The sequence below is a fragment of the Pseudomonadota bacterium genome (genome assembly GCA_016711215.1).
GTDB lineage: Bacteria > Myxococcota_A > Polyangia.
This window is the reverse complement of record JADJTL010000006.1, coordinates 98243-122390: the sequence shown is the minus strand read 5'-3', so window position 1 is coordinate 122390 and position 24148 is coordinate 98243. Positions and strand designations below refer to the sequence as shown.

At 68.9% G+C, this 24148-nt stretch carries 23 protein-coding genes and 1 pseudogene; 17 read left to right on the top strand and 7 right to left on the bottom strand.

The genetic code is table 11. The features are described 5' to 3' along the window. Nucleotides 1–66: 66 nt before the first annotated feature. The 5 genes and pseudogenes from IPL40_14840 to IPL40_14820 form a co-directional block, all read right to left on the bottom strand. On the bottom strand, nt 67–354 hold the full coding sequence (locus tag IPL40_14840; protein MBK8482418.1) for a hypothetical protein: 288 nt from the start codon (nt 352–354) through the stop codon (nt 67–69). A gap of 169 nt (nt 355–523) precedes the next feature. Next, nucleotides 524–889: pseudogene (locus IPL40_14835) on the bottom strand (DUF393 domain-containing protein). 12 nt (nt 890–901) lie between these two features. Continuing rightward, the gene (locus IPL40_14830) at nt 902–1624 is read right to left on the bottom strand and encodes a hypothetical protein (GenBank protein ID MBK8482417.1); all 723 of its coding nucleotides are present in this window, start codon (nt 1622–1624) and stop codon (nt 902–904) included. 48 nt (nt 1625–1672) lie between these two features. After that, nucleotides 1673–2590, bottom strand: a complete 918-nt coding sequence (locus IPL40_14825) for a TIGR01777 family protein (protein MBK8482416.1) — start codon at nt 2588–2590, stop codon at nt 1673–1675. Between the two features lie 797 nt (nt 2591–3387). Next, nucleotides 3388–3837, bottom strand: a complete 450-nt coding sequence (locus IPL40_14820; protein ID MBK8482415.1) for an SRPBCC domain-containing protein — start codon at nt 3835–3837, stop codon at nt 3388–3390. 446 nt (nt 3838–4283) lie between these two features. Here IPL40_14820 and IPL40_14815 point away from each other — a divergent pair, with 446 nt between their 5' ends. The 14 genes from IPL40_14815 to IPL40_14750 all read left to right on the top strand — a co-directional run bounded on the left by IPL40_14815 (nt 4284) and on the right by IPL40_14750 (nt 19890). Further along, a complete protein-coding gene (locus IPL40_14815; protein ID MBK8482414.1) occupies nt 4284–4886 on the top strand; it encodes a hypothetical protein in 603 nt (200 codons plus the stop codon). Between the two features lie 137 nt (nt 4887–5023). Continuing rightward, a complete protein-coding gene (locus tag IPL40_14810) occupies nt 5024–5536 on the top strand; it encodes a DoxX family protein (protein ID MBK8482413.1) in 513 nt (170 codons plus the stop codon). A gap of 252 nt (nt 5537–5788) precedes the next feature. Then, entirely contained in the window at nt 5789–6064 is a 276-nt protein-coding gene (locus tag IPL40_14805) for a hypothetical protein (GenBank protein ID MBK8482412.1), read from the top strand. A 103-nt stretch (nt 6065–6167) separates the two neighbouring features. After that, nucleotides 6168–7358: a hypothetical protein gene (locus tag IPL40_14800; GenBank protein MBK8482411.1), complete on the top strand. Its 1191-nt coding sequence runs from the start codon at nt 6168–6170 to the stop codon at nt 7356–7358. A gap of 62 nt (nt 7359–7420) precedes the next feature. Further along, nucleotides 7421–8551: a hypothetical protein gene (locus IPL40_14795; protein ID MBK8482410.1), complete on the top strand. Its 1131-nt coding sequence runs from the start codon at nt 7421–7423 to the stop codon at nt 8549–8551. 260 nt (nt 8552–8811) lie between these two features. Continuing rightward, nucleotides 8812–9378 (top strand): RNA polymerase sigma factor, encoded by a 567-nt coding sequence (locus tag IPL40_14790; GenBank protein ID MBK8482409.1) that lies wholly within the window; start codon nt 8812–8814, stop codon nt 9376–9378. Then, nucleotides 9375–9722: a hypothetical protein gene (locus IPL40_14785; protein MBK8482408.1), complete on the top strand. Its 348-nt coding sequence runs from the start codon at nt 9375–9377 to the stop codon at nt 9720–9722. Before IPL40_14790 ends, IPL40_14785 begins: the two co-directional genes overlap by 4 nt. A 7-nt stretch (nt 9723–9729) precedes the next feature. Further along, complete coding sequence (locus IPL40_14780) at nt 9730–10311, top strand: periplasmic heavy metal sensor (protein MBK8482407.1); 582 nt, start codon at nt 9730–9732, stop codon at nt 10309–10311. A gap of 180 nt (nt 10312–10491) precedes the next feature. Then, complete coding sequence (locus IPL40_14775) at nt 10492–12162, top strand: CotH kinase family protein (GenBank protein ID MBK8482406.1); 1671 nt, start codon at nt 10492–10494, stop codon at nt 12160–12162. Beyond that, nucleotides 12159–12986, top strand: a complete 828-nt coding sequence (locus IPL40_14770) for a VTC domain-containing protein (protein MBK8482405.1) — start codon at nt 12159–12161, stop codon at nt 12984–12986. Before IPL40_14775 ends, IPL40_14770 begins: the two co-directional genes overlap by 4 nt. Continuing rightward, entirely contained in the window at nt 12979–13662 is a 684-nt protein-coding gene (locus IPL40_14765; protein MBK8482404.1) for a DUF4956 domain-containing protein, read from the top strand. Before IPL40_14770 ends, IPL40_14765 begins: the two co-directional genes overlap by 8 nt. After that, a complete protein-coding gene (locus IPL40_14760) occupies nt 13662–14351 on the top strand; it encodes a DUF2490 domain-containing protein (GenBank protein MBK8482403.1) in 690 nt (229 codons plus the stop codon). Before IPL40_14765 ends, IPL40_14760 begins: the two co-directional genes overlap by 1 nt. 156 nt (nt 14352–14507) lie before the next feature. Then, complete coding sequence (locus IPL40_14755) at nt 14508–17687, top strand: PAS domain-containing protein (GenBank protein ID MBK8482402.1); 3180 nt, start codon at nt 14508–14510, stop codon at nt 17685–17687. Further along, complete coding sequence (locus IPL40_14750; GenBank protein ID MBK8482401.1) at nt 17671–19890, top strand: PAS domain S-box protein; 2220 nt, start codon at nt 17671–17673, stop codon at nt 19888–19890. The genes IPL40_14755 and IPL40_14750 overlap by 17 nt, the downstream gene beginning before the upstream one ends. 44 nt (nt 19891–19934) lie before the next feature. On the opposite strand, the gene IPL40_14745 is transcribed toward IPL40_14750, so the two are convergent. After that, the gene (locus IPL40_14745; GenBank protein ID MBK8482400.1) at nt 19935–20429 is read right to left on the bottom strand and encodes a hypothetical protein; all 495 of its coding nucleotides are present in this window, start codon (nt 20427–20429) and stop codon (nt 19935–19937) included. A gap of 228 nt (nt 20430–20657) precedes the next feature. Next, entirely contained in the window at nt 20658–21533 is an 876-nt protein-coding gene (gene arsM / locus IPL40_14740; protein ID MBK8482399.1) for an arsenite methyltransferase, read from the bottom strand. A 144-nt stretch (nt 21534–21677) separates the two neighbouring features. Between arsM and IPL40_14735 the strand changes: the two genes are divergently transcribed. From IPL40_14735 to IPL40_14725, 3 genes are read left to right on the top strand one after another with little or no spacing between them, the layout of a single operon-like run. Next, nucleotides 21678–22016: a helix-turn-helix transcriptional regulator gene (locus IPL40_14735; protein ID MBK8482398.1), complete on the top strand. Its 339-nt coding sequence runs from the start codon at nt 21678–21680 to the stop codon at nt 22014–22016. A 35-nt stretch (nt 22017–22051) separates the two neighbouring features. Then, on the top strand, nt 22052–23242 hold the full coding sequence (locus IPL40_14730) for an MFS transporter (GenBank protein MBK8482397.1): 1191 nt from the start codon (nt 22052–22054) through the stop codon (nt 23240–23242). Beyond that, nucleotides 23239–23991 carry a pseudouridylate synthase gene (locus IPL40_14725; GenBank protein ID MBK8482396.1) on the top strand — a complete coding sequence of 251 codons (753 nt, stop codon included), beginning with the start codon at nt 23239–23241 and terminating at the stop codon, nt 23989–23991. Before IPL40_14730 ends, IPL40_14725 begins: the two co-directional genes overlap by 4 nt. The last annotated feature ends 157 nt before the right edge of the window (nt 23992–24148 follow it).

The window sequence follows — 24148 nt, the reverse complement described above, 5'->3', positions numbered from 1 at the left end:
CTCGAGCTCGCACGGCGAAACGGGACGAGGAGTTTGGTCAGCTCGTGGGACATGGCTCGCTCCTGGTCATGGCACGGGCACCACCGCGCGGGCGTTCTCGAGCTGCTCGACGTTGGCGTCGAGGGGCGGGATGACGTCGTCCAGGTGACGGCCGGCAAGGTCGGACAGGTCCGGGATCTCGGGCAGCCCGAGGATGCCGAGGAAGATGTTGCTGAGGCCGATGAGCTTGCCGAGGCTCGCCAGGGCCTTGCCGACGTTGGCGGCCTCCTGGGCGACATTCGCCTGGGCGCACTGGGCGATGGCCATCAGCCCGGCGTCCTCAAGGTTTGTGGCGCGATCGATGGTGCCGAGCATCTGCTGCAGCTGCTGTTGCAGGTGAGGCAGCATATTCCGCGCCTGCCGGAGCGTGTCGATGACCAAATCGATGAGTCCGATGATGGTCAGCGGCAGAGAGAGCTGCGGAATGAGCTTGAGCCGCTTGGCGAGCCACCGGCTTTTTTTTCAGCTCGCAGGCGCGGTCGGCGCAACGGCCGGTGAGCCGAAGCCGATTCCTGGCGAACGCCTGATAGGCGAGGTCGAGGAGCTGCCTGATGCCGGGCAGCCGCGTCAACGCCACCAGCCGCCCGAAGCCGACCGCAGCATAGAGCCGCCGGAACACCTCGACGCCCTCGACCATCGTGCCATCGGGCAAGCGGCCATGGATCCGGTCCATCAGCGTCGCCAAGGTCAGGCCCACCGAGGCCGAATCGAAGCCCTCCGAGGCGATGTCGACGAAGCGGATGCGCTGTTCACGGTCGCGACCCTGCAGCATCCGCATCTCCCGCAGGCAGACCGGGCACGCACCGTCGTAGAAGACCTCGATGTCGAACGCAGCGATCGCTGTCTGCATGGACGTCTCCCTTCAGAAGCGCAAGTCGACGCCAGCAACTGCGTAGTGGAGCCAGGCGAAGTTGTAGACCTCGTCGTTGTCGGCGCCGCCCTCGACCATCCGATAGCCGATGCGGAGCACCATCCGATCGCTCGCCGCCCAGGTTGCCGCGAGCAAGATGTCCTCGGCTCGTCCCTGCGGCGCAGCGAGCGCGTCGGCGTCGAGGACCAGTCCCAGCGAGCCTCCTCCGGGGCGCCAGCCGACGTGGAAGTTCAGCAGCGGAACGAAGCCCGTGTTCTTCTTACTCGCCGTCTCGGCTCCATAGATGCTGATCTCGGCATCGCGAAGCTTGGCCGTCAGTCCGCCTGCCACCTCCACCGTCTCGTTGCGGACGAAGCTATAGCGATAGGTGAGCCGGTAGGAATCGAAGCGATAGACGCCCAAGAGGGAGCTACCCGCGGCGTAGGTTTGTCCGGCAACGGTCGCGTCGCGGCTCAGCACGCCGGTGGCGTCGATTCGCAGCGGGGCGTAAAGCGCGGAGACCAGGTGTCGATCGCCGAAGCGATAGCCAACGCGCAACCGGAAGACGGGGGTTGGCGGCGCGGACAAGTCGCCCACCAGCGACAACTGGGTGCCTCCGGCCCCGGGGATGCGCACGTCGTTCCTGCTCGCCGACACCACGCCCGCCTCGAAGTCCGCTTCGATGCCGTCGGCCGCGGCGGGCCGAGCAGCGAGCAGCGCCCACGCGCAAACCATCAGGCCGAGAGCCCCGGCCTGTGCCGTTGTGCAAGCGCGTCCCATGCTTCATGCCGCCTTTCCCCGGCGAGCCGCCACGACGGCAGCGAGCGCGCCCTCGAGCGCCGGGTGTTGGAACAGATAGCCGCTGCGTTCAGCGACGTGTGGCAGCGCGCGCTGGGACGCCATCAGGATCTCGCTCAGCTCCCCCAACGCGATGCGCAGCGCCGCCTTCGGCACCGACAGGAAGGCGGGCCGGTGGAGGGCGCGCCCGAGCGCCCTCGTAAAATCAGCGTTGGTCACCGGCTGTGGCGACACCGCGTTGAGGACCCCACGCAGATCCTGCCTTCGGCTCGCGTGCAGCAGCACGCCGATGAGGTCGTCGATATGGATCCAAGGCATCCACTGCTTGCCGCTGCCGAGTCGGCCGCCCAGACCCAGCTTGAAGGGCCCGAGCATGCGGGCGAGCGCGCCGCCGCCCGCGGCGAGGACGATGCCGATACGCACGCAAACCACGCGAACGCCGAGCGCCTCAGCTGCCCGCGCCTCGCGCTCCCACTCGGCGCAGACCTCAGCGAGGAACCCCTCGCCCGCCGGCGCGGACTCGTCGAGCCTCTCGTCGCCGCGGTCGCCGTAGTAACCAACCGCCGACGCCGAGACGAGCACCTCGGGCTTGCGGTCGAGATGCCTCAGGCCCGCCACCAGGTTGCGGGTTCCGACGATTCGGCTCTCCCGGATGCGGCGTTTCTTTTCCGCCGTCCAGCGATCGTTGGCGACGGGCTCGCCCGCCAGGTTGAACACCGCCTCGATGCCTTGCAGCGCCTCAAGCGGGGCGGGCTCAGCCGCGGGATCCCAACGAAGGACTCGTCCGCTGGTGAGCCTCTGGCTGGCCTTGGCTGGATCGCGGCTCAGGACCACAGCGTCCGTCAGGGTGCCCAGCAGCGCGCTTCCAACCAGCCCGGTGCCGCCAGTGATGAGGGCCTTCATGGAATCCTCCTCCAGCGCACAGCCTATTGGTCGTCTTGGTCGTTTTCAAGCTCGAAATCGACCAAACCGCGGGACGCTTCGACGGGCGCTCCAGGCCACGTGCGACGGGCGGCCCGCGAGCCCTGATCCGCACCCGCGCCCTCGCGTGCTATCGCGGCCCCAGCGGTAGCCCGAGCAGCACGATCGCGTTCCACAGCAGATGAGCCACCAGGGCGGGTACGAGGCTCGCTTGGCGCGCAGAGCGCCCCAAGCGAGCCCGCAACAGAGCGCGACCGCCACCAGCGAGGGCGACCCCGTCCAGGCAAACGCTGCGCTCGAGGCCGGCTGCTCCGGGCGCCTGGGAGAAGGTCGCGGCCGCCCTCAATCATGCCGGTGGTCGTTGCGGCCCTCGCCGATTCCGTGGACCCGATAGCGCGCGGCCTGGCAACCGTCGAGCGCGCGAGCGCGCGAGACGGGATCGCCCACGTCGCCCTGCACCCAGTCGAGCGTTCAGTCGAGCGTTCAGTCGAGCGTTCAGTCGAGCGTTCAGTCGAGCGTTCAGTCGAGCGTTCAGTCGAGCGTTCAGTCGAGCGTCGGCTCGCGTGCTTGGGCGCGCGCGCAAACCCCCGCGTGAGACAGGCAGGGCGCCACCCCTCGCGGGCCAGCGCGGGTCGCACCGCGCCACCGACGAAGCCCGTCGCGCCCGTCGGCAGGAGCAAGCGTTCGGGCATCATCGTCACCCTTGAGGATCGCCTCCGCGGCTCGAGCCGCCAACGCCTGGCGCAGGCTGGCGGCGCGGCACCCTCACGATCGGCGCGTCACTTGCTCTCGGCCTCCGCCTTCAGGCAGGCGGCGAACTCGTCGAAGGTGGGCTGCAGGTCTGGGATCGCCCTGGTAATCAACCCCGACAAGAGGCCGTCGAAGACCTCCTCCATCGAGAACTCGACCCTGTCGCCGGCCTCGTCGCCGGCCTCGTCGCCGGCCTTGGGCGCGATCCGATAGGTGCGCTCGCCCTTGAAGAGGCAGCCGAGCGGCATCCCCCCGCGCCATACCATCGTCTGCGGAGGATCGAGCGCCGTCACCTTGACCGGGAAGGCCTGCCCTGGCGCAAGCTTCACCCGCACCGTGACCTTCTCACCCAGCGCGAGCTTGCCCTCGACGCTGGTAATCGTCGTATTCCAGGTCGGCCAGCGTTCGAGGTCGGTGAGGATGCTCCACACCCGCTCTGGCGTGGCACGGATCGTCGTTCGCGCGGCATAGCGTCTCATCGGGCCTCCCTGACACCTGGCGGTGAGCGGACGCGCGCCACCCGCGCGCCAGCTCTTCTGTTGGAACGGAGCGCAAAGGGCAACCGACTGCGGCCCTCGCCACGGCAGCGCCGACCTTACACGACCAAGGTCTCGCCGTCTGTGTTGCGCGCGCGCCCGAGCGCTTGCGTCGCTTCTTCCTGGCACCCGCCTCGCGGCAGACACCCGCATCGCGGCAGGACGCTCCGCGTGCCGAGCCCCACCAGCGTGCCTGGTGGCCGGGGCGACCGCGTCGTCGGGTGAAACGCCGCGCAACCTGCGCGGCGCTCGGCCCGATAAGGACCGCGCAATCGGGCAATCGCCCCCCAGGGCCGTATCCGGACCGACCCGCGCACGCTCGACGCCCGGATCGAATCCGAAGCCGGTCCGCATAGACCATCCGCACAGACGAGGAGAGAAAAGACACCATGAGCACCAACGTTGGTCCGAGTCGCTGGTGGTACGTCGCTGGCGTGATCCTTTGGTTGGGAGCTTGTTTCACGCCCGCCGTCACCCTCTCGCGAGGGATGCAGGAGAAGGTCTCCGGCCTCCAACGAGCGGTCTTCCCCGGGCAACATCAGTTCGACTTCGCGCCCGGCAAGTACACCGCGTTCTACGAGTCTCGCAGCGCCATCGGTGGCGCGCTTTACGCCACGGGCGCCTCATTGTCGGGGCTGAGCTGTGGGCTAACGCGGGACGATGGCAGCGCTGTCAAACTGAAGTCCCCGACGGCGGCCTCCTCCTACAGTCTGGGCGGGTACGCCGGCGCATCGATCTTCCAGTTCGAGGTCGCCACGAAGGGTGCCTACCGCATGGACTGCGCCTACGATGGAGACAAGGGCCAGCGCATCGTCATTTCCGCCGGCTCCGGGTTGATGAGCTCGCTGGTCGCGCCGATCATCGTCGCCGGCCTCATCTCGCTGCTCGGGCTGGGCACGATCATCGTGGTGCGCGTCAAGCGCAAGCGCGCCCTCCGAGCCCTCCTCGGCCAAGGAAACGAGCTCCATGCCCATGCGATGGTCAAGAGCTAGGGCCCCGCACTCGGTCCAGGTCGCGCTCCAGGTCGCGCTCCAGGCCCCTGTTTCCGACACCCAGAGGCGAGCTCCGAGGCCGGCGAATTCCCGGACCCAAGGACCACGCTAGGGGCGTGGTCCGGCAGGCGGGAGGCGTGTATAACTCGGGCTTGCTGCGATCCAATCCAACACCAGCAGCCATCCTCATCCGCTTGGTGGTCGGGCTGATTTTCGCCTCGGAGGGCCTCCAGAAGTTCTTGCACGCCGCGGCGCAAGGCGCAGGGCGCTTCGCGCGCATCGGGATCCCGGCGCCTGAGTTCATGGGCCCCTTCGTCGGCGTGGTGGAGATCGTCTGCGGCACGCTGATCATCCTCGGCCTGGCGACCCGCCTCGCCGCGATCCCGCTGATCATCGACATGCTCGTCGCGCTGGCCTCGACCAAGCTGCCGATCCTGCTCGGACACGGCTACTGGATCTTCGCGCACACCTTCGCGCCGAAGGCCGGATTCTGGGCGTTCCTTCACGAGTCCCGCACCGACCTCGCAATGCTAGGCAGTGCGGCCTTCCTCGGCATCGTCGGCGCCGGACCTTGGTCGCTCGACGCTTTGCTGGCGAAGGAGCGAGCGCTGGCGCCTCCCAGCCAGGCCACGCAGGCGGAGGCGCGATGACACGCGGCCGCTTCCTCGGCAGCTTCCTCGGCAGCTTCCTCGGCAGCTTCCTCGGCCGTGGCTCGGCCCTCGCCTTGGTCTTGATGCTCGCGCGCTCGCGACCTGCTCCCGAGCAGCGCGCCGGGACGGCAGCTTCCCCACGCGTCCTCGGCTACGGCACGGCGATGGCCAAGGTAGGGCGCCGCTTCGAATTGCTGGGGCACGCCACCGCCGCGGGGCGCCAAGACCTCGCCAACCTACCAGCTCGGCGAGTTGGAGGATCCATTCGAGGACACGCTGCCGCATGCCGCGCCGCCCAAGGAGCGGCACCCGGCGCTTCTTCCGGCGCTGGCGCAGGCCTTCGTCCAGACGAACCCTGGGGACCTCCGACACACGCTGGCGACGCACGACCGCACCCAGCCGGCCGCTGCGTTCGCGAGGGCGGCTACAGCACGCAACGCGTGCCACCTGGCCTCCGGTCATGGGTTCATCGAGGATCCCCTCGTGCCGGGTCACAGCATTCCGAACCTCGATCCGCTTACGCCATGAACGACCAGGCGCCGCTGGCGACCGCGCCCTGCAGGACGAACCTGGCCGACGTCACGCACGTCGGGTGCGCGCTGCTGACCAGCGCGGAGGCAACCTAGCAGTGATGTCCCGCCGCCAGCGCTCAGCGCCTCAGCGATGGACGCGGCAGCTGGCGCTCCTCGCGCTGCTGACCGCCGCCCGGCCCGCCACCGCCTATGAGAGCGCGAGCGACACCTGGCGCGACGCGCTGGCTACGCGCTGCTCCGAGCTTGCCACGGTGGTGGGGCATCGCTCAGGTGCCTTGACCCTCGCGCAGTTCGAGGCGGTCACGAATGCCTTTCCTGCCTTGCTGCTCCGGCTCGGCGTGGCGTTCCCCAGCGCACTTGCCGCCGAGGTGAAGGCGCGCGCGAACCTGCTAGAGCTCCATCGGGCTGCGCTCGGGGTGCTGGAGCGGCAGGACCAATACACGCCGGCACCCGCCCTCCCCGCGGGCGTGATCGCTGCGCGCTTCACCCAGCCCGAGGGCTATCGGAGCGCGGTGGCTCAGCGGGTGGGATCGGGCGCGGCTGGCAAACCGCCGCTACCCGCCGGCCTCACGCTCGATTGGCACACACCGGCCGCCAACGGCCGGCTCCCGCGCCCCCACCCTCCGCGCGCGGTCGACGACGCGCTCGTGTTGCGCAGCCCCCACGACAACACCGATGTGCTTTGGATGCTACCGCCAGCCGCCCTGCACGCGCTGCAGAGAGAACCGTGGCGCCTCGCCCAGATCTCCGACCGGGAGCTGCGCCTGCTCTTGGTGCCCTATTGGCGCGGTGAGCTCGAAGAAGCGCGGCTCTTCGTCTGGGGCGGCATCGCGCACGGCCCGCTCGTCGTCTGGGCGGGACTCTCGACCGCGCCGGCGCAGCGCTCGAACGCAGACGAAGGGCGCTCTGGGCGCCTCAGCGGGCCCGTCGCCTTGACCGAACCGGCGTATCTGAGGCTCTCCGCTCGCGTCAGCGCGGCGGACGGATCGCGCCCCGAGCGCCGGGTAAGCGCGACCTGGCGGCTGGGCCTCGACGCGCGCGACGGAGAGCCCCGGTTGCAGGGACAATCGATGACGGCCACGCGCCTGCCGCCGCCGACCCGCTCGGTAGCGCCAGTGCGCCCGTCGGCGGACGCGCTTCGCTGGGCGTTGAGCGGTAGCCTGGCCGGCGCCGCTCGCTCTACCCACACGCCACGAAGCGCGGCCGCTGAGGGATCGGCGCACGGCGCGCCGTCGGTCGCCGGCTCTGGCCAGCCCTGGAGCTGCCGTGGCGCGAGCTGTCGTCGATGAGTCGGCTGCGGAGTGGCCACCCGGAGGCCCTGACGACCCCGGCTAGGGCGCGCTAGCGCACCATGCGCAGCGTCCTGGCGCTCCTGCTGGTCGTTCACGGCGCGACCCACCTACTGGGCGCCGCCAAGGGCTTCGGCATCGCGGAGCTCGCGGCGCTCAAGCTGCCGATCGGCCCCACCGGCGGCGTCTGCTGGCTCCTCGCGGCCCTTGGGTTCTTGACCTCTGCCGTGATGCTCCAGGCAACGCCCTCACGCTGGTGGATGCTCGCGCTGCCGACGCTGCTGCTCTCGCAGGGCCTGATCGTCCTCGCCTGGTCGGACGCCAAGTTCGGGACCCTCGCCAACGTCATCGTGGCCGTCCCGCTAGCCTTCGCGATCCTCGAGGCCGCGCCGCGCAGCTTCGGCTCACTCTACGCGCTCGCGAGCGCCCGCCACCTCGCGCAGCTTCCCACCTCCGCGGCCCTCGTGAGCGAGGCCGAGCTCGAGGCGCTGCCGCCCCTGCTCCAGACCTATCTGCGACGCGCGCGCGTGCTGGGCAAGCCCCGCGTCTTGGGCTTCCGTGCGCGCTTCCATGGACGCTTCCGTCAGGGCCTCGACGGTCGCTGGATGGCCTTCACCTCCGAGCAGCGCAACTTCATCGCCCCCTCCGCGCGCCTCTTTGTCATGCGGGCCTCCCTCTTCGGCGTTCCCGTCGACGCCTACCACGAGTTCGTCGGCGCCGAGGCCCGCTTCCGCGTGCGCGTGTTCTCGCTCGTCGACGTCGTCGACGGTCGTGGCCCCGCAATGAACCAGAGCGAGACGGTCACGATCTTCAACGAGCTATGCATGCTGGCGCCGGCAGCGCTGGTCGAGGTCCCCGCGCGCTGGACCACGATCGATGCGCACTCGGTCCGGGGCCGCTTCGACCGCGGCGACCAGGCGGTCGCGGCGGTCCTGACCTTTGACGAGCAAGGCGATTTGATTAACTTCGTCTCCGAGGATCGGTTCTACTCCGCGGACGGCAAGAGCTTCAGCAGGCTCCCGTGGTCCACCCCGCTGCGCGACCACCGCGACTTCGCCGGCGTCCGGATCCCCGCGCGAGGCGACGCGGTCTGGAAGACCCCCGCGGGCGATTTCGTCTACGGGGAGTTCCACCTCGACGAGCTCGAGTACTTCTCAGCAGCCCAAGGCTTGAGGGCCTCCCCTGGCGGGTGAGACGCTCAGGCGCGCCCCACGCGGGCCAGGCTCGCTGGCCCTCGACCAGCGCAAGCAGCCAGCCATGCTGTCATGCGCCGCGACTGGAACGGGCGCCGCGCCTTGCCTGGTGGCGAGAGCGATCGACCGGCGGCCGCTAACGCTCGCGGGCTCTCGGCTTTCTTGGATGGATGACGGCACTGGAACACCTCGGGCGGCAAGCGCCCGCCTTCCGGCGCGCTTGCGCGCCCACCTTCCGATCAGGGGAAAATCCTCTAGCCATGGCGCCTGAGCGGCTCGAAGCGAACGCCACCGCTGCCCTCGTCAGCCGCGCGCAGAGCGGCGATCGCGAGGCCTTCGCCCGGCTGGCCCGCGCGTACCTGCGTGCGGCCTACGCGGTGGCCCTCGCCGTGGTCGGGCGACCTGCAGACGCGGAGGATATCGCGCAGGACGCGCTGCTCTCGGCCTTCACCAAGCTGGACACCTGTCGGGAGCCGGCGAAGTTTCGCGCTTGGCTCCTCGGCGTGGTGCGACACCGGGCGCTCAACTGGCTCGACAGTCGGCGCTTGCGAGACGTGCCGCGACACGAGGTCGTAGCGATACCCGGCGCCGTCGACCCTCCCGCCACGGATCCGGGCATGCGCGAGCGGGTGGCGGCTGCGCTCACCCTGCTGACGCCAACCCGGCGCGAGGTTGTGCTGCTACACGATCTCGACGACTGGACGCACGCCGAGATCGGCGCCGCCCTGGGCATGTCGGAGGTCATGTCGCGCCAGCATCTGTTCCAGGCACGGCGTCAACTTCGGGCAGAGCTGCGCGCCGATGCCTTGTTGGAGGAGCGCTCATGACCGACCCACGCTTCGACTTCTCCTCGATCGACCCCTCGCGCGATCGCACGCGGTGGGAGCAGCGGATTGCCGAGCTCGCGACCCAGGCGGCAGCCGCGGCGCAGGCACGTCGGACAGTCTCGGCCCAGCTGGCCACCTGGCTGAAACCAGCGCTGGCGCTCGCGGCTGGGATCGCGCTCGCGCTCTGGCTGGCGGCGCCTCCGTCGCTCACCTCGCGACCGAGCCGCGAGCTCGCGCAGGGGCAAGACCCGGCCTTTGCCCTCCAGTATTGGGCGCTCGGCGACAACAACCACACGGCCTGGAAACAACTCGAGGCGCTGGGAGTAGACCATGAGCAATGGTGATCCATCGATGAGGGGCATACGCGCCAGGACAGCCGTTTTGCTGCTCGCTGTGTTTGCCGCTGGCGGCCTTTCCGGAGCGGCCGTCGATCGCTGGCTGGGCCATTGCCCGAGGCCACCCGCGGGTCCCGCGCCCTTCGGCCCCGCCGGCCCGCGCGGGCTCAACCTCTCGCCGGAGCAGGGGGAGAAGGCCCGGGCGATTGGCGACCGTCATCGGCCGGAGCTCGAGGCCATTCGCCAGGAGGTGATGCCTCGGGTGCTCGACATTCATGACCGCATGCAGCGTGAGCTGCGCGCGATCCTGACGCCCTCGCAACGCAACGTCCTCGACCGCGCGGTCAAGAGGCGGGGCCATCAGCCGCCTCCCGATATCCTCGGCCACGGGCGACCGGGCGGGCCCCCACCCCCCGAGGCCGTGCAAGCCTGCGCGGGCTCGAAGACCAGCGCGCGCTGCCGCATCGACCACCGCGGCGGTGCGCTGACTGGGATTTGTCGAGCAGGGCCCGGAGGCAGCGGCCCGCTCGCCTGCGTTCCGCTGGAAGGTTCGCGGCCCCTGAACGTGCCCCCGCGCTCGCCTGCGACGGGCCGATGATTCGACTAACGCCGCCGGCCGCTCCGCTTTCTAGGCACTGCAGACGAGGGAACGCCGGCGCCATCGTTTCCCGTCGCAGGAGCGGCCGCAAACCGACCGCCACGGCAAACCGGAGGCCCGTCCTCAACCCGGGATGCTTGCTGCGGCGGCTAGCGCAGCCGCTCGCAGGAAGGAGAGCCCATGGATCATCCTGAACGCAAAAGACGCTTCGGCCGCTCCGCCACGAGCGGCGCTGCGGCTCTGCTCGCGCTCTGTAGCTGCGGGGGAAGCACTCGACCCGAGGGCTGGACCAGCGCAACGCACGGCAAGGATACGCCGCCAAACTACGCGCTGCTCTTTTCGACCAGCGAGGTGCATGCGATCGAGATCGTCATCAAGGACTCGGACTTCCGGGCGATGCAGGACGATCTCGCCGGCCTCTTCGGCGACCGCGGCGGCGTCCCGCCCGGCGGCAGAGAGCCTCCTCCTCAGGCTCCTCAGGCTCCTCAGGCTCCTCAGGCTCCTCAGGCTCCTCAGGCGCTCGAAGCGTGCGCCGGGCTGGCCGAGGATCAGGCCTGCGCGGTGACGGTGCCGCAGGCGCTGCAGGGGACCTGCCGGCGGCTCAACGCCGATCTGCTCTGTCTGCCCGCGGGCGACCTCCCCGGCGCGGGGGAAAGACCAGCGGGTGGCGCCCTGAGCTTGACGTCACAGGACCCGATCTATGTGCCCGTCGAGGTGCGTCATGGCGGCCACCAATGGTCCTCCGTCGGCATGCGCTACAAGGGCAACTCCTCCCTGGCGTCGAGTTATGCGCAAGGCAACGGCAAGCTCCCCTTTCGCCTACACTTCGACAAGTACGCCTCCGAGCACCCCGAGCTCGAGGATCAGCGTTTCTACGGTTTCAAGGAGCTGACCTTTGCCTCGAACTATGCCGACGACGCCCAGCTTCGTGAGGCCTTCGCCAGCGAGCTGCTCCGCGACCGTGGCCTGCCGGCGGCGCGCTGCGCCTTCTATCGGATCTCGGTCGATGTCGGCGCGGGTCCGGAGTACTGGGGCTTGTACACCGCGATCGAGGACCCCTCAGACCGAGCGATGCTCGATTCGCAGCTGGGGAGCCACGACGGCAACCTCTACAAGCCGGACGGGTCCGGCGCCGACTGGACTCGCTTCGATCAGGCAGGCTTCGTGAAGAAGAACCACGAAGCCAGCGAAGACTGGTCGGATGTAGAGGCCGCGGTGTCCGCGCTACTCGCCGATCAGCGCGACGCTCCGGCCTGGCGCGCGGCGCTCGAGGCGACCTTCGACGTCGACGCCTTCCTGCGCTGGCTCGCCGTCAACACCGCGATGCAGAACTGGGACAGCTATGGCCAGATGGCGCATAACTACTATCTCTACGGCGATCCCGCCAAGAGCGGCGCGCTGCGCTGGATTCCCTGGGATCACAACGAGGCGCTGAGGGTCAGGGGCAACGCCATCGCTGACGGCGGCGCGGGCGCTGCCGGCCCCTTGCCACCAACGGCCGAGACGAACGCCTATGCCGAGATGTTTCACACCAGCGCGGGATCGAGCTGGCCACTGATCAGCCGCACCTTGGCCGATCCAACCTACCTGCAGCGCTACCGTGACCTGCTGCTCGAGGCGCTTGGTGGGCTCTTCGAGCCCGAGAGCGCCGTCGCGCGCCTGCGCGAGCTTCACAGTCTGATTGAGCCCCATGTCGTCGGCGACCAGGGAGAGCAGGCCAGCCATTCGACCATCGCCTCCGCGCGAGCCTTCCGGCAGTCGATCGACGGCGAGCAGGGTCTGGTAGCCCACCTCGCGACGCGCCGTGCCCGCGTGAGCGAGGCGCTAGCGGCGCCCCAGCCAGCGCCATGACGACGCCTCGCTCGCCCAACGACGCGCTTCACAGCCTGCGGCCTGAGCTGCTGCCCGCGCCACCCCTGCAGCAGCGACCCGAGCTCGCCCTGCTCCTTGGCTACGCCCGGGTCGGCGCGGAGCTGGCGGCCTCGCGCGCGCTGCAACGACGCGTGGATACCAAGTTCCTCTTCGGGCGCCGCAAGCTGCACGCGGTGCTGAGCGATCTCTCGTCCTCCTTCGAGTTGCTCGCGCCGCCTCGGGCCCCCTGGGGCGCCTACGCGTCGCTCTACTTCGACACGCGCGACCTGATGCTCTTTCACGACCACCGTCGCGGGCGGCGCCGCCGCTTCAAGGTTCGTCTGCGTCACTACCACGATCGCGCGCTCACCTTCCTCGAGGTGAAGCGGACGCAACGGCCCGGCCATACCGACAAGCTGCGCCGCCAGGTCGACTACGGTACGGCGCAGATCGACGGCGCCGCTCGGCGCTTCGTCGACGAGGCCATCGCGCCTTCGCGGGTCGCGCTCGAGCCCACACTCCTGGTCGAGTACCGGCGCATCACCTTGATCGGCCGCGCGGCAGTGGAGCGCGTGACCTTCGACCTCGACCTGAGGGTCTGCTGGCAGGGAGAGGTCTGCTCCTTCGGCGAGGCCGTGATCGCGGAGGTGAAGCAGCCGCGCTTCTGCACGAGCTCGTTGGCCATGCAGGCCCTGCGCGCCCGTGGCGCCGGCCAGGCGCGCGCGAGCAAGTACTGCCTGGGCATCATGGCGCTGAATCACGGCGTACGTGCCCATCGCCTCAAACCGCGACTGCGCGCCCTGCAGGAGGTCATCGATGGCTGAGCTCTTCGGCATGGAACACATCTTCGACGCGACGGACTTCAGCAGGCTCGTCGTCCGGATGGCGTTCAACCTCTTCTTCGTTTGGCTCGTGATCAGGCTCGTGTACCTTCGCTTGCACGCCCGGCGAGACTTCGCGTTCTCGTGCGTCATGCTCAACATCATCACCTTCGCGATCTGCGTGCTGCTGCGCAAGGTCCCCGTCGATCTGGGGTTCGCCCTCGGCTTGTTCGCCGTCTTCGGGGTGCTGCGCTACCGCACCGAAGCGATCGCCGTGCGCGACCTGACCTACCTCTTCATCGTGCTCGGCCTCGCGATTCTCAACGCGGTCGCCAACAAGAAGGTCAGCGTCGCCGAGCTGGCGTTCATCAACAGCGCTATCGTCGGCCTGACAGCCGTCCTCGAGTACCTGCCCTTCTCGACCAAGGCGGACAGCCGGCTCGTCGTCTTCGACAAGCTCGAGCTGCTGCAACCGGGCCGCGAGGACGAGCTTCGCGCGGATCTGCGCGATCGTCTCGGCATCGACCTGCTCGACTACCGCGTCAACAGCATCGACCTGCTTCGCGATACCGCCGAGCTCCTGGTCACCGGGGGTTGCCACGAGCGGCGTAGAGCAGGCTCCAGCCGCCCCGGAGGCCAATCAGCAGCCACGCGTGACGCAGGAAGGGCCAAGCCCTGATGGAAGCGAGGTCATGCCGGCGCTGCTGGCTCGCCGCAGGGCTGCTCGCCCTGCTCAGCCCGGGCCTCGCCGCCGCTGAGACGACGCACTCCGTCGAAAGCTGGTTAGAGGCCGGCCTCGGTCACGCGCTGCCTGGCCGCTTCAGTCTCGCGCTCTCGACCCAGCTCAGACTGGACGAGCACCTGAGCCGCGCGAAGAGCCTGCTGCCGCAGGTGGAGCTCGGCCACCGCCCGGCCGACTGGCTGAGCTTCTCCGGTGGTTATCGCTTCATCTACGAACGCGACAAGCGTGGCGCCTTCGAGTTCGGCCACCGGCTCTTCGTCGACGGCCAGCTATCGGCGAAGGCGGCCAAGCTCCGCCTCAAGTACCGCCTGCGCTTCCAAGACGAGTGGGAGTGGAATCGCGACGGCGAGCTGCAGAACCGGCCCACCCTCCGCAACCTGGTGGGTGCGAAGTATAGGCTCACCAAGCGCCTTCGGCCGACGCTCTCGGCAGAGCACTTCCTCGCCTTGAACCTGCTCGCCAGCACGCCGACCCGAAAGTGGCGCCTCACCCTCGGGCCGCAGCTCGAGGTCTGGAAGATCGAGCTCGAGCTCTATTACCGGCTCGAAGTCGAGTCGGAAGCGGCCACGACCAAGCTGACGCATATCATCGGTCTTGGCGGCTTCCTCACGCCCTGGAGCGATTGAGCGCCACCGCAGGGTGGCAACCCCTCGCGCTAAGGAGCCGACCCTGAGCCGGCCGGAAACACCTTGACACAGCGTAGGCTCTCACTCCCACTTGGTCCGGCGGTTGCCATGAAGCGAATGATCCGAGCGAGCTAGGCCGGACTGGAGCGACTCGATATGCCCCGACACGCGGATGGGCCGAAGGGGGCGAATCAGCCGAAGGGGCAGTTGGCAGCCTCAAGGCAATCCGCGCCCGAGGCAAGGCCGCCCGAGCCGGCGACGGGCGCCAGCGCTCTCTCTGCAGTGGAACCAGCCGCAGTGGAAGCAGGCGCAGCCGAGCTGCGGAGGCCCGTCTCGAGGCCCAGCGCCGGGATCCCCATCGTCGGTATCGGCGCCTCGGCGGGAGGCCTGGCGGCCTTCGAGTCCTTCTTTTCCGCCATACCCACCAACGCCGAACCGGGGATGGCCTTCGTGCTGGTGCAGCACCTCGCCCCCGACCACAAGAGCATTCTCACCGAGATCATTCGGCGTTACACCCGCATGCAGGTCTTCGAGGTCGAGGACGGCATGGCCGTGCGGCCGAACTGCGCCTATATCATCCCGCCAGGCCGCGACATGGCATTTCTGAACGGCACGCTGCAGCTGCTGGCGCCCACCGCGCCGCGCGGCCAGCGCATGCCCATCGACTTCTTCTTTCGGTCGCTCGCGCGGGACCAGCGCGAGCGAGCCATCGGCGTGGTGCTCTCGGGCACGGGCAGCGACGGCACGCTGGGGGTGCGTGCGATCAAGGGCGAAGGCGGCATGGTGATGGCCCAGGCGCCCGCCTCCACCGATCACGATGGCATGCCGCGCAGCGCCATCGCCACCGGCCTCGTCGATTACGAGCTGCCACCGGGCGCGATGCCCGCTCAGCTCATCGCCTACACGACCCATGCCTTCGGCAAGCTGCCGCGGACCGAGCTTCGACCGGCTGGGAGCGAGAGCGCGCAGAAGAAGGTCCTCGGGTTGCTTCGCGCGCGGACCGGCCACGACTTCTCGCAGTACAAGCCCTCCACCGTCCACCGCCGCATCGAACGGCGGATGGCCGTGCACCAGATCGAGACCATGCAGGCCTACGTCCAGTTCGTGCAGCAGACGCCCCAGGAACTGGACGCGCTATTTCGTGACCTGCTGATCGGCGTAACGAGCTTCTTCCGTGACCCCGAGGCGTTCAAGGCCCTCGAAGAACAGGTCATCCCCAGGCTCTTCGCCAGAAAGAGCGCCGACGCCGCGATCCGGATCTGGGTGCCGGGCTGCTCCACCGGCGAGGAGGCCTATTCGCTGGCGATCCTGCTGGCCGAACGCCAAGAGACGCTGCGACAGCGCTTCAAGGTGCAGGTCTTTGCCACCGACATCGACAGCCAGGCGATCGCGGCGGCCCGGGCGGGAAGCTACCCCGCCTCCATCGCTGCCGACCTCAGCCCCGAGCGCCTGGCCCGCTTCTTCACGATCGACGCCGGCGAGAGCAGCTGCCGTATTCACAAGAGCATCCGCGACATGCTGGTCTTCTCCGAGCAGAACGTGATCAGGGACCCGCCCTTCTCCAAGCTCGATCTCATCAGTTGTCGCAACCTGCTCATCTACCTGGACGGCGACTTGCAGAAGAAGCTCATCCCGCTCTTCCACTACGCCTTGCTCCCGGGCGGCTTTCTCTTGCTGGGGACCTCGGAGACGGTGGGCGACTTCCCGGAGCTCTTCGCGGCGCTGGACCGCAAGCAGAAGCTCTACCAACGCAAGGAGGACCGTCTGGGCGGCCAACGCGCCGCGCTCGGCCGCTTCCTGCCACCCGTGGCGGCGAGCGACACGGCCCTCGCGAGGGTGCGAGAGAAGGCGAGCTCCGGCAGGATGCCGCCCTTGCGCGAACTGGCCGAGCAGGCGCTCTTGCTCCAGCTCGTCCAGGCCGCGGCCCTCGTCACCGCCCAGGGCGACATTCTCTACCTCCACGGGCGCACGGGCATGTACCTGGAACCCGCACCGGGCGAGAGCGGCCCCAACAACATCCTGACGATGGCCCGCCAGGGGCTGCGCCGCGCCCTGACCAACGCCCTGCACCGCGCCGCCGCCACCGCTGAAGCCGTCCGCTGCCCAGCACTGCGCGTCAAGACCAACGGCGACTTCACCGCGGTCAACCTCAGCGTTCGTCCGCTCGCGGTCGGCCCTGCCTCCTCGCCCGAGTCGCCGCTCTATCTCGTCATCCTCGAGCAGACCGCGCTCGTGGAGCTGGCCAACGCTGCAGCCCCAGCGACCCCTGAGGATCGGCCAGCCTCCACTGCGCAGGCGGACGCCCACATCGCGGCGCTCAAGCAGGAGCTGCGGGCCAAGGAAGAGTATCTCCAGACGACCAACGAAGAGCTCGAGACCTCCAACGAGGAACTCAAGTCGTCCAACGAGGAGCTACAGTCGGTGAACGAGGAGCTGCAGTCCACCAACGAGGAGCTCGAGACCTCCAAGGAGGAGCTGCAATCGATCAATGAGGAGCTCGTCACGGTCAACGCCGAGCTGCAAATGAAAGTGGCTGACCTGTCGCGCGCCAATAACGACATGAACAACCTACTTGCCGGCACCGGCATCGCGACCATCTTCGTCGACCACCAGCTGCGTATCCTGCGCTTCACCCCCACTGCCACCCGGATCGTCAACCTGATCCAAGGCGATCTCGGCAGGCCCCTGGCCCACCTTGTCTCCAACCTGCCGGGCTACCGCAGCCTGACGGCCGACACCCAGTCGGTGCTCGACACCCTGATCCCCAGGGAGGCGGAGGTCGCGACGGCCGAGGGCCGCTGGTACAGCATGCGCATCCAGCCCTATCGCACCCTGGATAACGTGATCGAGGGCGCGGTGGTCACCTTTGTTGACATCACGGCGGCCCGCGAGCTGAGCGCGGCGCTGCGGGCGAGCGAGCAGCGCCTGCGGGTCGCGCTGGGCACTGCGTCGGTGGCGCTCTCCAACCAGGACTCGGATCTGCGCTACACTTGGAGCTTCAATCCCATCGACGGCGGCGACCCTGACGAGCTCCTCGGCAAGACCGACGCGGAGCTCAGGCCAGCGCGGGAGGCCGCCGTTCTGGTCGCCATCAAGCGGCGGGTGCTGGAGAGCGGAAGAGGTGAGCGGCATCAGGTCTGGTCCAGTATTGCCGGCAGCGCCTGCCTGCAGGACCTGACGGTAGAGCCGCTGCGCGATGGTGCTGGGGTCGTGGTCGGCATCACCTGCGCATCGCTGGACCTCGCCGGACACGCGGTACCGGGGCGCCGTGCTGAAGGCGCGACCGGCGCGGAAGCGTCCGCGTCTGAGGGGGAAGATCATGACCACCGGCGATGAGCGACCCCAAGACGCGGGGGAGCTGCGGCAGCGGGCCGAAGCCCTGGCCCGGGAGCGGGCGGCCCGGCTCGCGGGAGCCCCCGACGCGCTCTCGCCCGAGGAGCTCCAGCGAACGCTCCACGAGCTGAGGGTCCACCAGATCGAGCTCGAGCTGCAGAACGAGGAGCTGCGCCGGGCTCAAGCGGAGCTCGAGGCTGCGCGCGCCCGCTACTTCGACCTCTACGATCTCGCCCCGGTGGGCTACTGCACGGTCAGCGCGACTGGCTTGATGCTCGAGTCCAACCTCGCCACGGCCGAGCTGCTGGGCGTCTGCCGGAGCGAGCTGCTGCGGCAACCCCTCACCCGCTTTATCGTCAAGGAGGATCAGGACAGCTACTACCTGCACCGCAAGAACCTCTTCGAGACCGGCGCTCCGCAGAGCTGCGAGCTGCGGCTGAAGAAGCCCGACGGCGCCGAGGTCTGGGTGCGGATGGAGGCGAGCGCGGCGCAGGAGGCCGAGGGCGCGCTCGCTTCCCGCGTGGTGATCAGCGATCTCACCGCGAGCAAGCAGGTCGAGCGCGAGCTGCAGGAGTCCAAGCACCTGATCGCGTCGGTCGTGGAAAACCTCCCGCTGATGCTCTTCCTCAAGGAAACGAGCGAGCTGAAGTTCGTCGTCCTCAACCGGGCCGGTGAGGAGCTGCTCGGCTACGACCGCCAGGACTTGCTGGGCAAGAACGACCGCGACCTCTTCCCCCCCGAGCAGGCCGACTTCTTCATGGCCAAGGACAGAGAGGTCCTGGCCAATGACCTCCTGGTCGACATCCCGGAGGAACCGATCCAGACGGCTACCAAGGGCGAGCGGATCCTCCACACCAGGAAGGTCTGCCTGCGCGGGGCCGATGGCGTGACGAAGTACTTGCTCGGCATCTCAGAGGACATCACCGAGCGCAAGCAGGCCGAGCAAGAGAGCGCGCAGCTGCGCGCCAGCCTGGCTCAATCCGACCGGCTCGCCAGCATGGGCACGCTCGCGGCCGGCGTCGCGCACGAGATCAACAACCCACTCTCCTTCGTGCTCTATAACGTCGAGAGCGCGGTCGCGGACCTGCCCGAGGTTATCGAATGGGTGCGTCGCAGTCATGACGCTCTCGCGCACCACCTCGGCCATGATGCGGCGGTTCAAGCGCTCGGCGCCAACGAAGCGCTCGGCGCCCCCGCCGCGCTGGAAGACATCCTCCTCCGACTGCGCGAGGCGGCCGGCGGCGCGCTGCGGATCAAGGTGATCGCGCGAGGCCTGGGCACCTTCTCGCGGGTCGACCGCGATGAGGTCGGGCGCGTAGCGCTGCCGCCGGTGATCGAGCAGGCGCTCTCGATGGCCTTCAACCAGATCAAATACCGAGCGCGCGTGGTCAAGGACTTCTCCTCAGTCCCCCCAGTCCTGGCCTCCGACGGCAAGCTCGCGCAGGTGTTTCTCAACCTCTTCATCAACGCGGCCCACGCCATCGAGGAGGGACACGTCGAGGACAACGAGATTCGCGTGCGCACCTGGGTTGAGGGCGACTCGGTCCTCGCCGAGGTGAGTGACACGGGCAAGGGTATCCCGCCCGAGCATCGGGGCCGCGTCTTCGAGCCCTTCTTCACCACCAAGGAAGTCCGCATGGGCTCCGGTCTTGGGCTTTCCATCACCAAGAACATCGTCACGGCTTTCGGCGGTTCGATCGCCTTCACCAGCGAAGTGGGCAAGGGGACCAGCTTCGTCGTCCGCCTGCCGCGTCTGCCGGCGGATTGGCGGTCCGGCCAGCAATCCGTCCCCACCGTGGCCGCGGTCGCTCCGACCACGCGCGGACGGATCCTCGTGGTCGACGACGAGCGGGGCGTCCGCGCCGCGCTGGCCCAGCTCCTCGGTCGCGATCACGAGGTGGTCACGGCCGGCTCAGGCGAGGAAGGCAAGCAGCTGCTCGCGAAGGACCGCGCCTTCGACGTCATCTACTGCGACCTGATGATGCCCCGGATCTCTGGCATGGAGCTGCACGCTTGGCTCGCCGAGCGGGATGCCGAGCTCGCAGCCAAGGTGGTGTTCATCACCGGCGGGGCGTTCACGCCCGGCGCCTCAGACTACCTAGCCAAGGTGGGCAACCTGCGCATCGAGAAGCCTTTCGACTCCGTCGCCTTCAAGCGGACGACCCAGGAGCTGGTCCTCGCCGCGAGGACGAAGAGGGAGGACTGAACCCTCCCTCCGTGGGGGGGCACGCCTGCGAAGTGCCGCCGCCCCTATTGCAGCTCGAGCTTGTCGGCCTGCGCCGGATCCAACTTGAGCAGACAGATCCGGCTGAGGGTGTTGATCGCCCAGATACGTGACTGGTCGTCGCGCACCAGGCCCAAGCTGACGTCGTAGATACCCTGATGCAGTTCCTCTGGAGGGTGCACGCAGGCCCAGACCTGCCCCTTCTGCCACTGGCTGGCGAACATCAGCAGGCGATCCCGCTTGCGGTTGTAGCCAGCGACCTGGCGATCCGCGCCGCTCGCTCGGTGCGAACTGCTGACGCCCTTGACCCTCCGCTCCTTGAAGGTTTGGCTGGCGTGATCGAGCTGCCAGAGGGCCCGATAGCCCGAGAGGATCATGCCGCCCGGCACAGCCACCAGCGTGTCCGTGGAGTAGCTGCTGCCGGGCACCTCGGTGCGGGGCGCGATCTTATCCCAGTCGCGGGCGGCAGGATCGTAGTAGTAGGTGTGGCCCAGCTTGAAGAGGACGACCTTGTTGATCACCTGATCGAAGGCGGAGGCTTCGCGCTCGGGCCGGCACTGACCAACGCAGCCGAAGTAGCCCTCGTCACAGACGAAGCTGCAGACCGTGCCGTCGCAGCTGGGCTGACCGTGTGCGAGGTCGCTCGTCGCAGGCCATCAGGCCCAGCAGCGCCAGCGCGATCAGGATCGCTGACGAAGGCAGCCGGCGTTCAGGCATGGGTGTCACGGGAGCGATAGCTGGACAGGTTGCTAGGGACCGGGTCTTCTTGCCGCGACCTTGACGCTCGCCACCTTGCCCTGCAGCCAGGGCGCCCAACGCTTGGCGAGCTCCCCCTGCGTGTCGGCACCACAGCCCTCGCTGCCGGGGTCCTGCAGCTCGGAGCCGATGAAGGCCTCGATCTGCGCGCTGTCGTAGACGACACGGTCCTTGACCTCGAGCTCGGCAAGGCCGGCCTGGCGCAGTGCGTCCAGGTAGGCCGTCTCCCCGATCGCACCCGCGAGGCAAGAGGAGTAGAGGCGGCGGTTGCCGGCGATCTCCGTGGGCAGGTCCTCGGCGACGATGTCCGAGACCAGCATCCGCCCGCCCGGCCTGAGCACGCGGGCGATCTCGGCAAAGACCTTCGGCTTCTCGGGCGAGAGGTTGATCACGCAGTTCGAGATCACCCAGTCGACGCTGCTCGCCTCGACCGGCAGCGCCTCGATGAGGTTCTTGCGCACCTCGACGTTGGTCAGACCCGCCGCGGCGATGTTTTCTCGGGCCTTGTCGATCATGGCGTCGGTCATGTCCACGCCGATGGCCCTTCCCGCTGCTCCGACCTTCTTCGCGGCGAGCAGCAGGTCGATGCCCGCACCCGAGCCGAGGTCGAGCACGACGTCGCCAGGTTGGACCTCGGAGAAGGCGAGCGGGTTACCACAGCCGAAGGAATTGACGACGGCCTCGGCCGGCAGCGCCGCGACCTCCTCCGCGGTGTAGCCCGCGAGCTTCGCCACGACGCCCTTGGGCACCCTGGGGGCCTTGGGCAGCGGCGAAGCGCAACAGCACGACCCGGGGCTCTGAACCGCCCGTGCGTAGTCTTCGGCGACGGTCTTGCGCTGGGCATCGTGCTCGGTACTGGGCTTGGTCATCGGCGCCCTCCTTCAATTGCTCTTGCGTGCAATTGCTCTTGCGGGTAACCGCCTACCCGCATATCTGCAAGCGAGGAAGTCCTTCGCCCCTTGCGCACGCTTGCCACCCACTTCAAGGCCCTCTCGGACGAGACCCGCCTCGCCATGCTGTGCCTCCTACGCGCCGAGGGCGAGCTCTGCGTCTGCGACTTTGTCGAGGTGCTCGGGATCACGCAGTCAAAAGCCTCGCGCCACCTGCGCTGCCTCGTCAATGTGGGGCTCCTGCAGGATCGCCGCGAGGCCGTCTGGGTCTACTTCCGCATCGCGGCGGATCCCGGACCGCTCGAGGCCGCCGTCCTCTCCGGTGTACGCGCGCTGCTGCCCGCTCGGCTGCCAGCCCCCCTGGGCGACGCGCTGAGGTCCTGGCGCAGACGCAAGGCCGGCGCGAGACCATCATGCAAGCCGCCACGTAAGGCGCCAGCGGCGCGCGAGCGCAGGCCGTGAGTGCCCAGCCGGCCCCGACCACCGAGGAGCGACGCGTGAGCAGCGGCGGCAAGCTCCCCCGGACCGTGGTCGGTCTCGGCTTCGTGAGCCTCTTCACGGACGTCTCCAGCGAAGCGATCTTCCCCCTGCTTCCCGGGTTTCTGACGATGCTCGGGGCGTCGAATGCCCTGATCGGCTTGATCGAAGGGGTCGCTGACCTCGTCGCTAGCCTGCTCAAGTACCTGGCGGGATGGCTCGCCGATCGCCGCGCCCGGCTGAAGCCGCTGATCCTGCTCGGCTATGGGATCTCCACCGTGGTTCGACCGCTGGTCGCCTTCGCGCTCGTTCCCTGGCACGTGCTGGCGGTGCGGATCGGCGATCGCGTCGGCAAGGGCGTACGCACAAGCCCGCGCGATGCGCTGATCGCCGCCGCCGCCGAGCCGCCGATGCGCGCGCGCGCCTACGGGTTCCACCGCGCCATGGACCACGGCGGGGCGGCCATCGGCACGCTGCTCGGCGCCGGCCTGCTCTGGCGACTGGGCGCGACGAGCGCTGAAGCGGCCACGGCCGACCAGCTCCGGACGGTGTTTCTCTGGGCGGCCGTGCCGGGCGTATTTGCGATGATCGCCCTGGCCCTCACCCGCGAGGCGCCGAGGCCGGCTCCGCTGGGCGCGGCGATCGGACCGACGCCGGCGCTGCCTCCCGCGCTCAAGCGGGCGCTGCTGCCAGTGGCGCTCTTCGCCTTCGCCAACGCCACCGACGCCTTCATCCTCGTCAAGGCTGCGCGCCTCGGCGCCTCACCCATCGCGGCGCCGCTGCTCTGGCTGGCGCTCCACGTCGTCAAGGCGAGCACGGCCACCGCGGGAGGCCGTCTCGCCGATCGCCACGGGCGGCGCAATGCGCTGGCCTTCGGCTGGGCCGTCTACGCCCTCACCTGGTCCGCGGTCGGCCTCGCTGAGAGCCTCCCCCTGATCCTCCTGCTCGCGGCGATCTACGGCAGCTCCCACGGGCTCGTGGAGGGCGCCGAGAAGGCCCTGATCGCGGAGCTCGCTGGCGGCGCGGGAAAGGGCAAGGCCTTCGGCGTCTACAACCTGCTGATCGGCCTCGCCGCGCTCGCCGCGAGCACGACCTTCGGCCTCGTCTGGGATCGCTTTGGCAGCGCAGTGGCCTTCGTCGGCTCGGGGCTCATGGCGCTCTTGGCCGCCGCGCTCTTGCTCGTGGTCGTCGCCGATGCCCCATCGCGATGAGCGCGACCCATCACGAAGCGGCGCGCGATCCGGCGCCCGCGAGCACCATCGGCGAGGCTGGCGAGCAACGAGCCATGGAGGCTACGCGGCCGTTGCGGGTCTTGTACGAGGATGCGTCGCTGGTCGCGATCGCCAAGCCCGCGGGCGCGGTCGTGCACAGGACGCGCGGCGCCGCGGAGGCGCCGATCCTGATCAGCATGCTCAGCGACCAGCTCGGCGCGCGCGTCTTTCCGCTGCACCGCCTCGACCGACAGACCTCGGGCGTGATGGTCTTTGCCAGGTCGTCGACGGACGCCGCGCGGCTGGCCGAGGACCTGCGCGCGCACCGCTGGCGTAAGACCTATCTCGCGCTATGCCGCGGGCCGCTGCGCTCGGCGATCGAGGTCGACCATCCGGTGCCAGAGGGGGAGAAACGCCGGCCGGCCCGCACCTGCTTCGAGCCGCTCGAGACCTTCTGCGGCCGTTTCACGCTGGCCCGCGCGACGCCGCTGACGGGGCGCCGCCACCAGGTGCGCTACCACTGCAAGCACCTGCGTCACCCGATCGTGGGTGACACCAACTACGGCCAGGGGCCAATCAACCGGTTCTTTCGCGAGACCTTCTCGCTTCATCGGCTCTTTCTGCACGCCGAGAGCCTGGAACTGACACATCCGCGTCGCCTCGCCACGATCGCGATCACCTGTCCACTCGACCAGGCCCTGCAGGACGTGCTGAGCGCGCTGCGCGCCCACTCGGGCCCAGTCCCCTGACTGCGGCGCATCCCTCGACAGGCTGGCGCAAGCCCTCCTCACCTCGCCGAGCCGCCCCGCCGGCGCGCGCGCGGTGGCCTTCGAGGCCATGTGCTATGAATGCGGACTGGTTTGGTTCTGATTCTGGCTGTCACCAGCGAGGCTTCGCCTGACGACG

What these genes read in the sequence shown, in the direction of transcription:
- IPL40_14760 (MBK8482403.1), top strand. Translation starts at nt 13,662, where the DNA reads ATGGAAGCGAGGTCATGCCGGCGCTGCTGGCTCGCCGCAGGGCTGCTC.
- IPL40_14780 (MBK8482407.1), top strand. Translation starts at nt 9,730, where the DNA reads ATGAGGGGCATACGCGCCAGGACAGCCGTTTTGCTGCTCGCTGTGTTT.
- IPL40_14735 (MBK8482398.1), top strand. Translation starts at nt 21,678, where the DNA reads ATGCTGTGCCTCCTACGCGCCGAGGGCGAGCTCTGCGTCTGCGACTTT.
- IPL40_14825 (MBK8482416.1), bottom strand. Translation starts at nt 2,590, where the DNA reads ATGAAGGCCCTCATCACTGGCGGCACCGGGCTGGTTGGAAGCGCGCTG.
- IPL40_14750 (MBK8482401.1), top strand. Translation starts at nt 17,671, where the DNA reads ATGACCACCGGCGATGAGCGACCCCAAGACGCGGGGGAGCTGCGGCAG.
- IPL40_14790 (MBK8482409.1), top strand. Translation starts at nt 8,812, where the DNA reads ATGGCGCCTGAGCGGCTCGAAGCGAACGCCACCGCTGCCCTCGTCAGC.
- IPL40_14765 (MBK8482404.1), top strand. Translation starts at nt 12,979, where the DNA reads ATGGCTGAGCTCTTCGGCATGGAACACATCTTCGACGCGACGGACTTC.
- IPL40_14775 (MBK8482406.1), top strand. Translation starts at nt 10,492, where the DNA reads ATGGATCATCCTGAACGCAAAAGACGCTTCGGCCGCTCCGCCACGAGC.
- arsM (MBK8482399.1), bottom strand. Translation starts at nt 21,533, where the DNA reads ATGACCAAGCCCAGTACCGAGCACGATGCCCAGCGCAAGACCGTCGCC.
- IPL40_14840 (MBK8482418.1), bottom strand. Translation starts at nt 354, where the DNA reads ATGCTCGGCACCATCGATCGCGCCACAAACCTTGAGGACGCCGGGCTG.
- IPL40_14770 (MBK8482405.1), top strand. Translation starts at nt 12,159, where the DNA reads ATGACGACGCCTCGCTCGCCCAACGACGCGCTTCACAGCCTGCGGCCT.
- IPL40_14830 (MBK8482417.1), bottom strand. Translation starts at nt 1,624, where the DNA reads ATGGTTTGCGCGTGGGCGCTGCTCGCTGCTCGGCCCGCCGCGGCCGAC.
- IPL40_14725 (MBK8482396.1), top strand. Translation starts at nt 23,239, where the DNA reads ATGAGCGCGACCCATCACGAAGCGGCGCGCGATCCGGCGCCCGCGAGC.
- IPL40_14820 (MBK8482415.1), bottom strand. Translation starts at nt 3,837, where the DNA reads ATGAGACGCTATGCCGCGCGAACGACGATCCGTGCCACGCCAGAGCGG.
- IPL40_14755 (MBK8482402.1), top strand. Translation starts at nt 14,508, where the DNA reads ATGCCCCGACACGCGGATGGGCCGAAGGGGGCGAATCAGCCGAAGGGG.
- IPL40_14800 (MBK8482411.1), top strand. Translation starts at nt 6,168, where the DNA reads ATGTCCCGCCGCCAGCGCTCAGCGCCTCAGCGATGGACGCGGCAGCTG.
- IPL40_14795 (MBK8482410.1), top strand. Translation starts at nt 7,421, where the DNA reads ATGCGCAGCGTCCTGGCGCTCCTGCTGGTCGTTCACGGCGCGACCCAC.
- IPL40_14785 (MBK8482408.1), top strand. Translation starts at nt 9,375, where the DNA reads ATGACCGACCCACGCTTCGACTTCTCCTCGATCGACCCCTCGCGCGAT.
- IPL40_14815 (MBK8482414.1), top strand. Translation starts at nt 4,284, where the DNA reads ATGAGCACCAACGTTGGTCCGAGTCGCTGGTGGTACGTCGCTGGCGTG.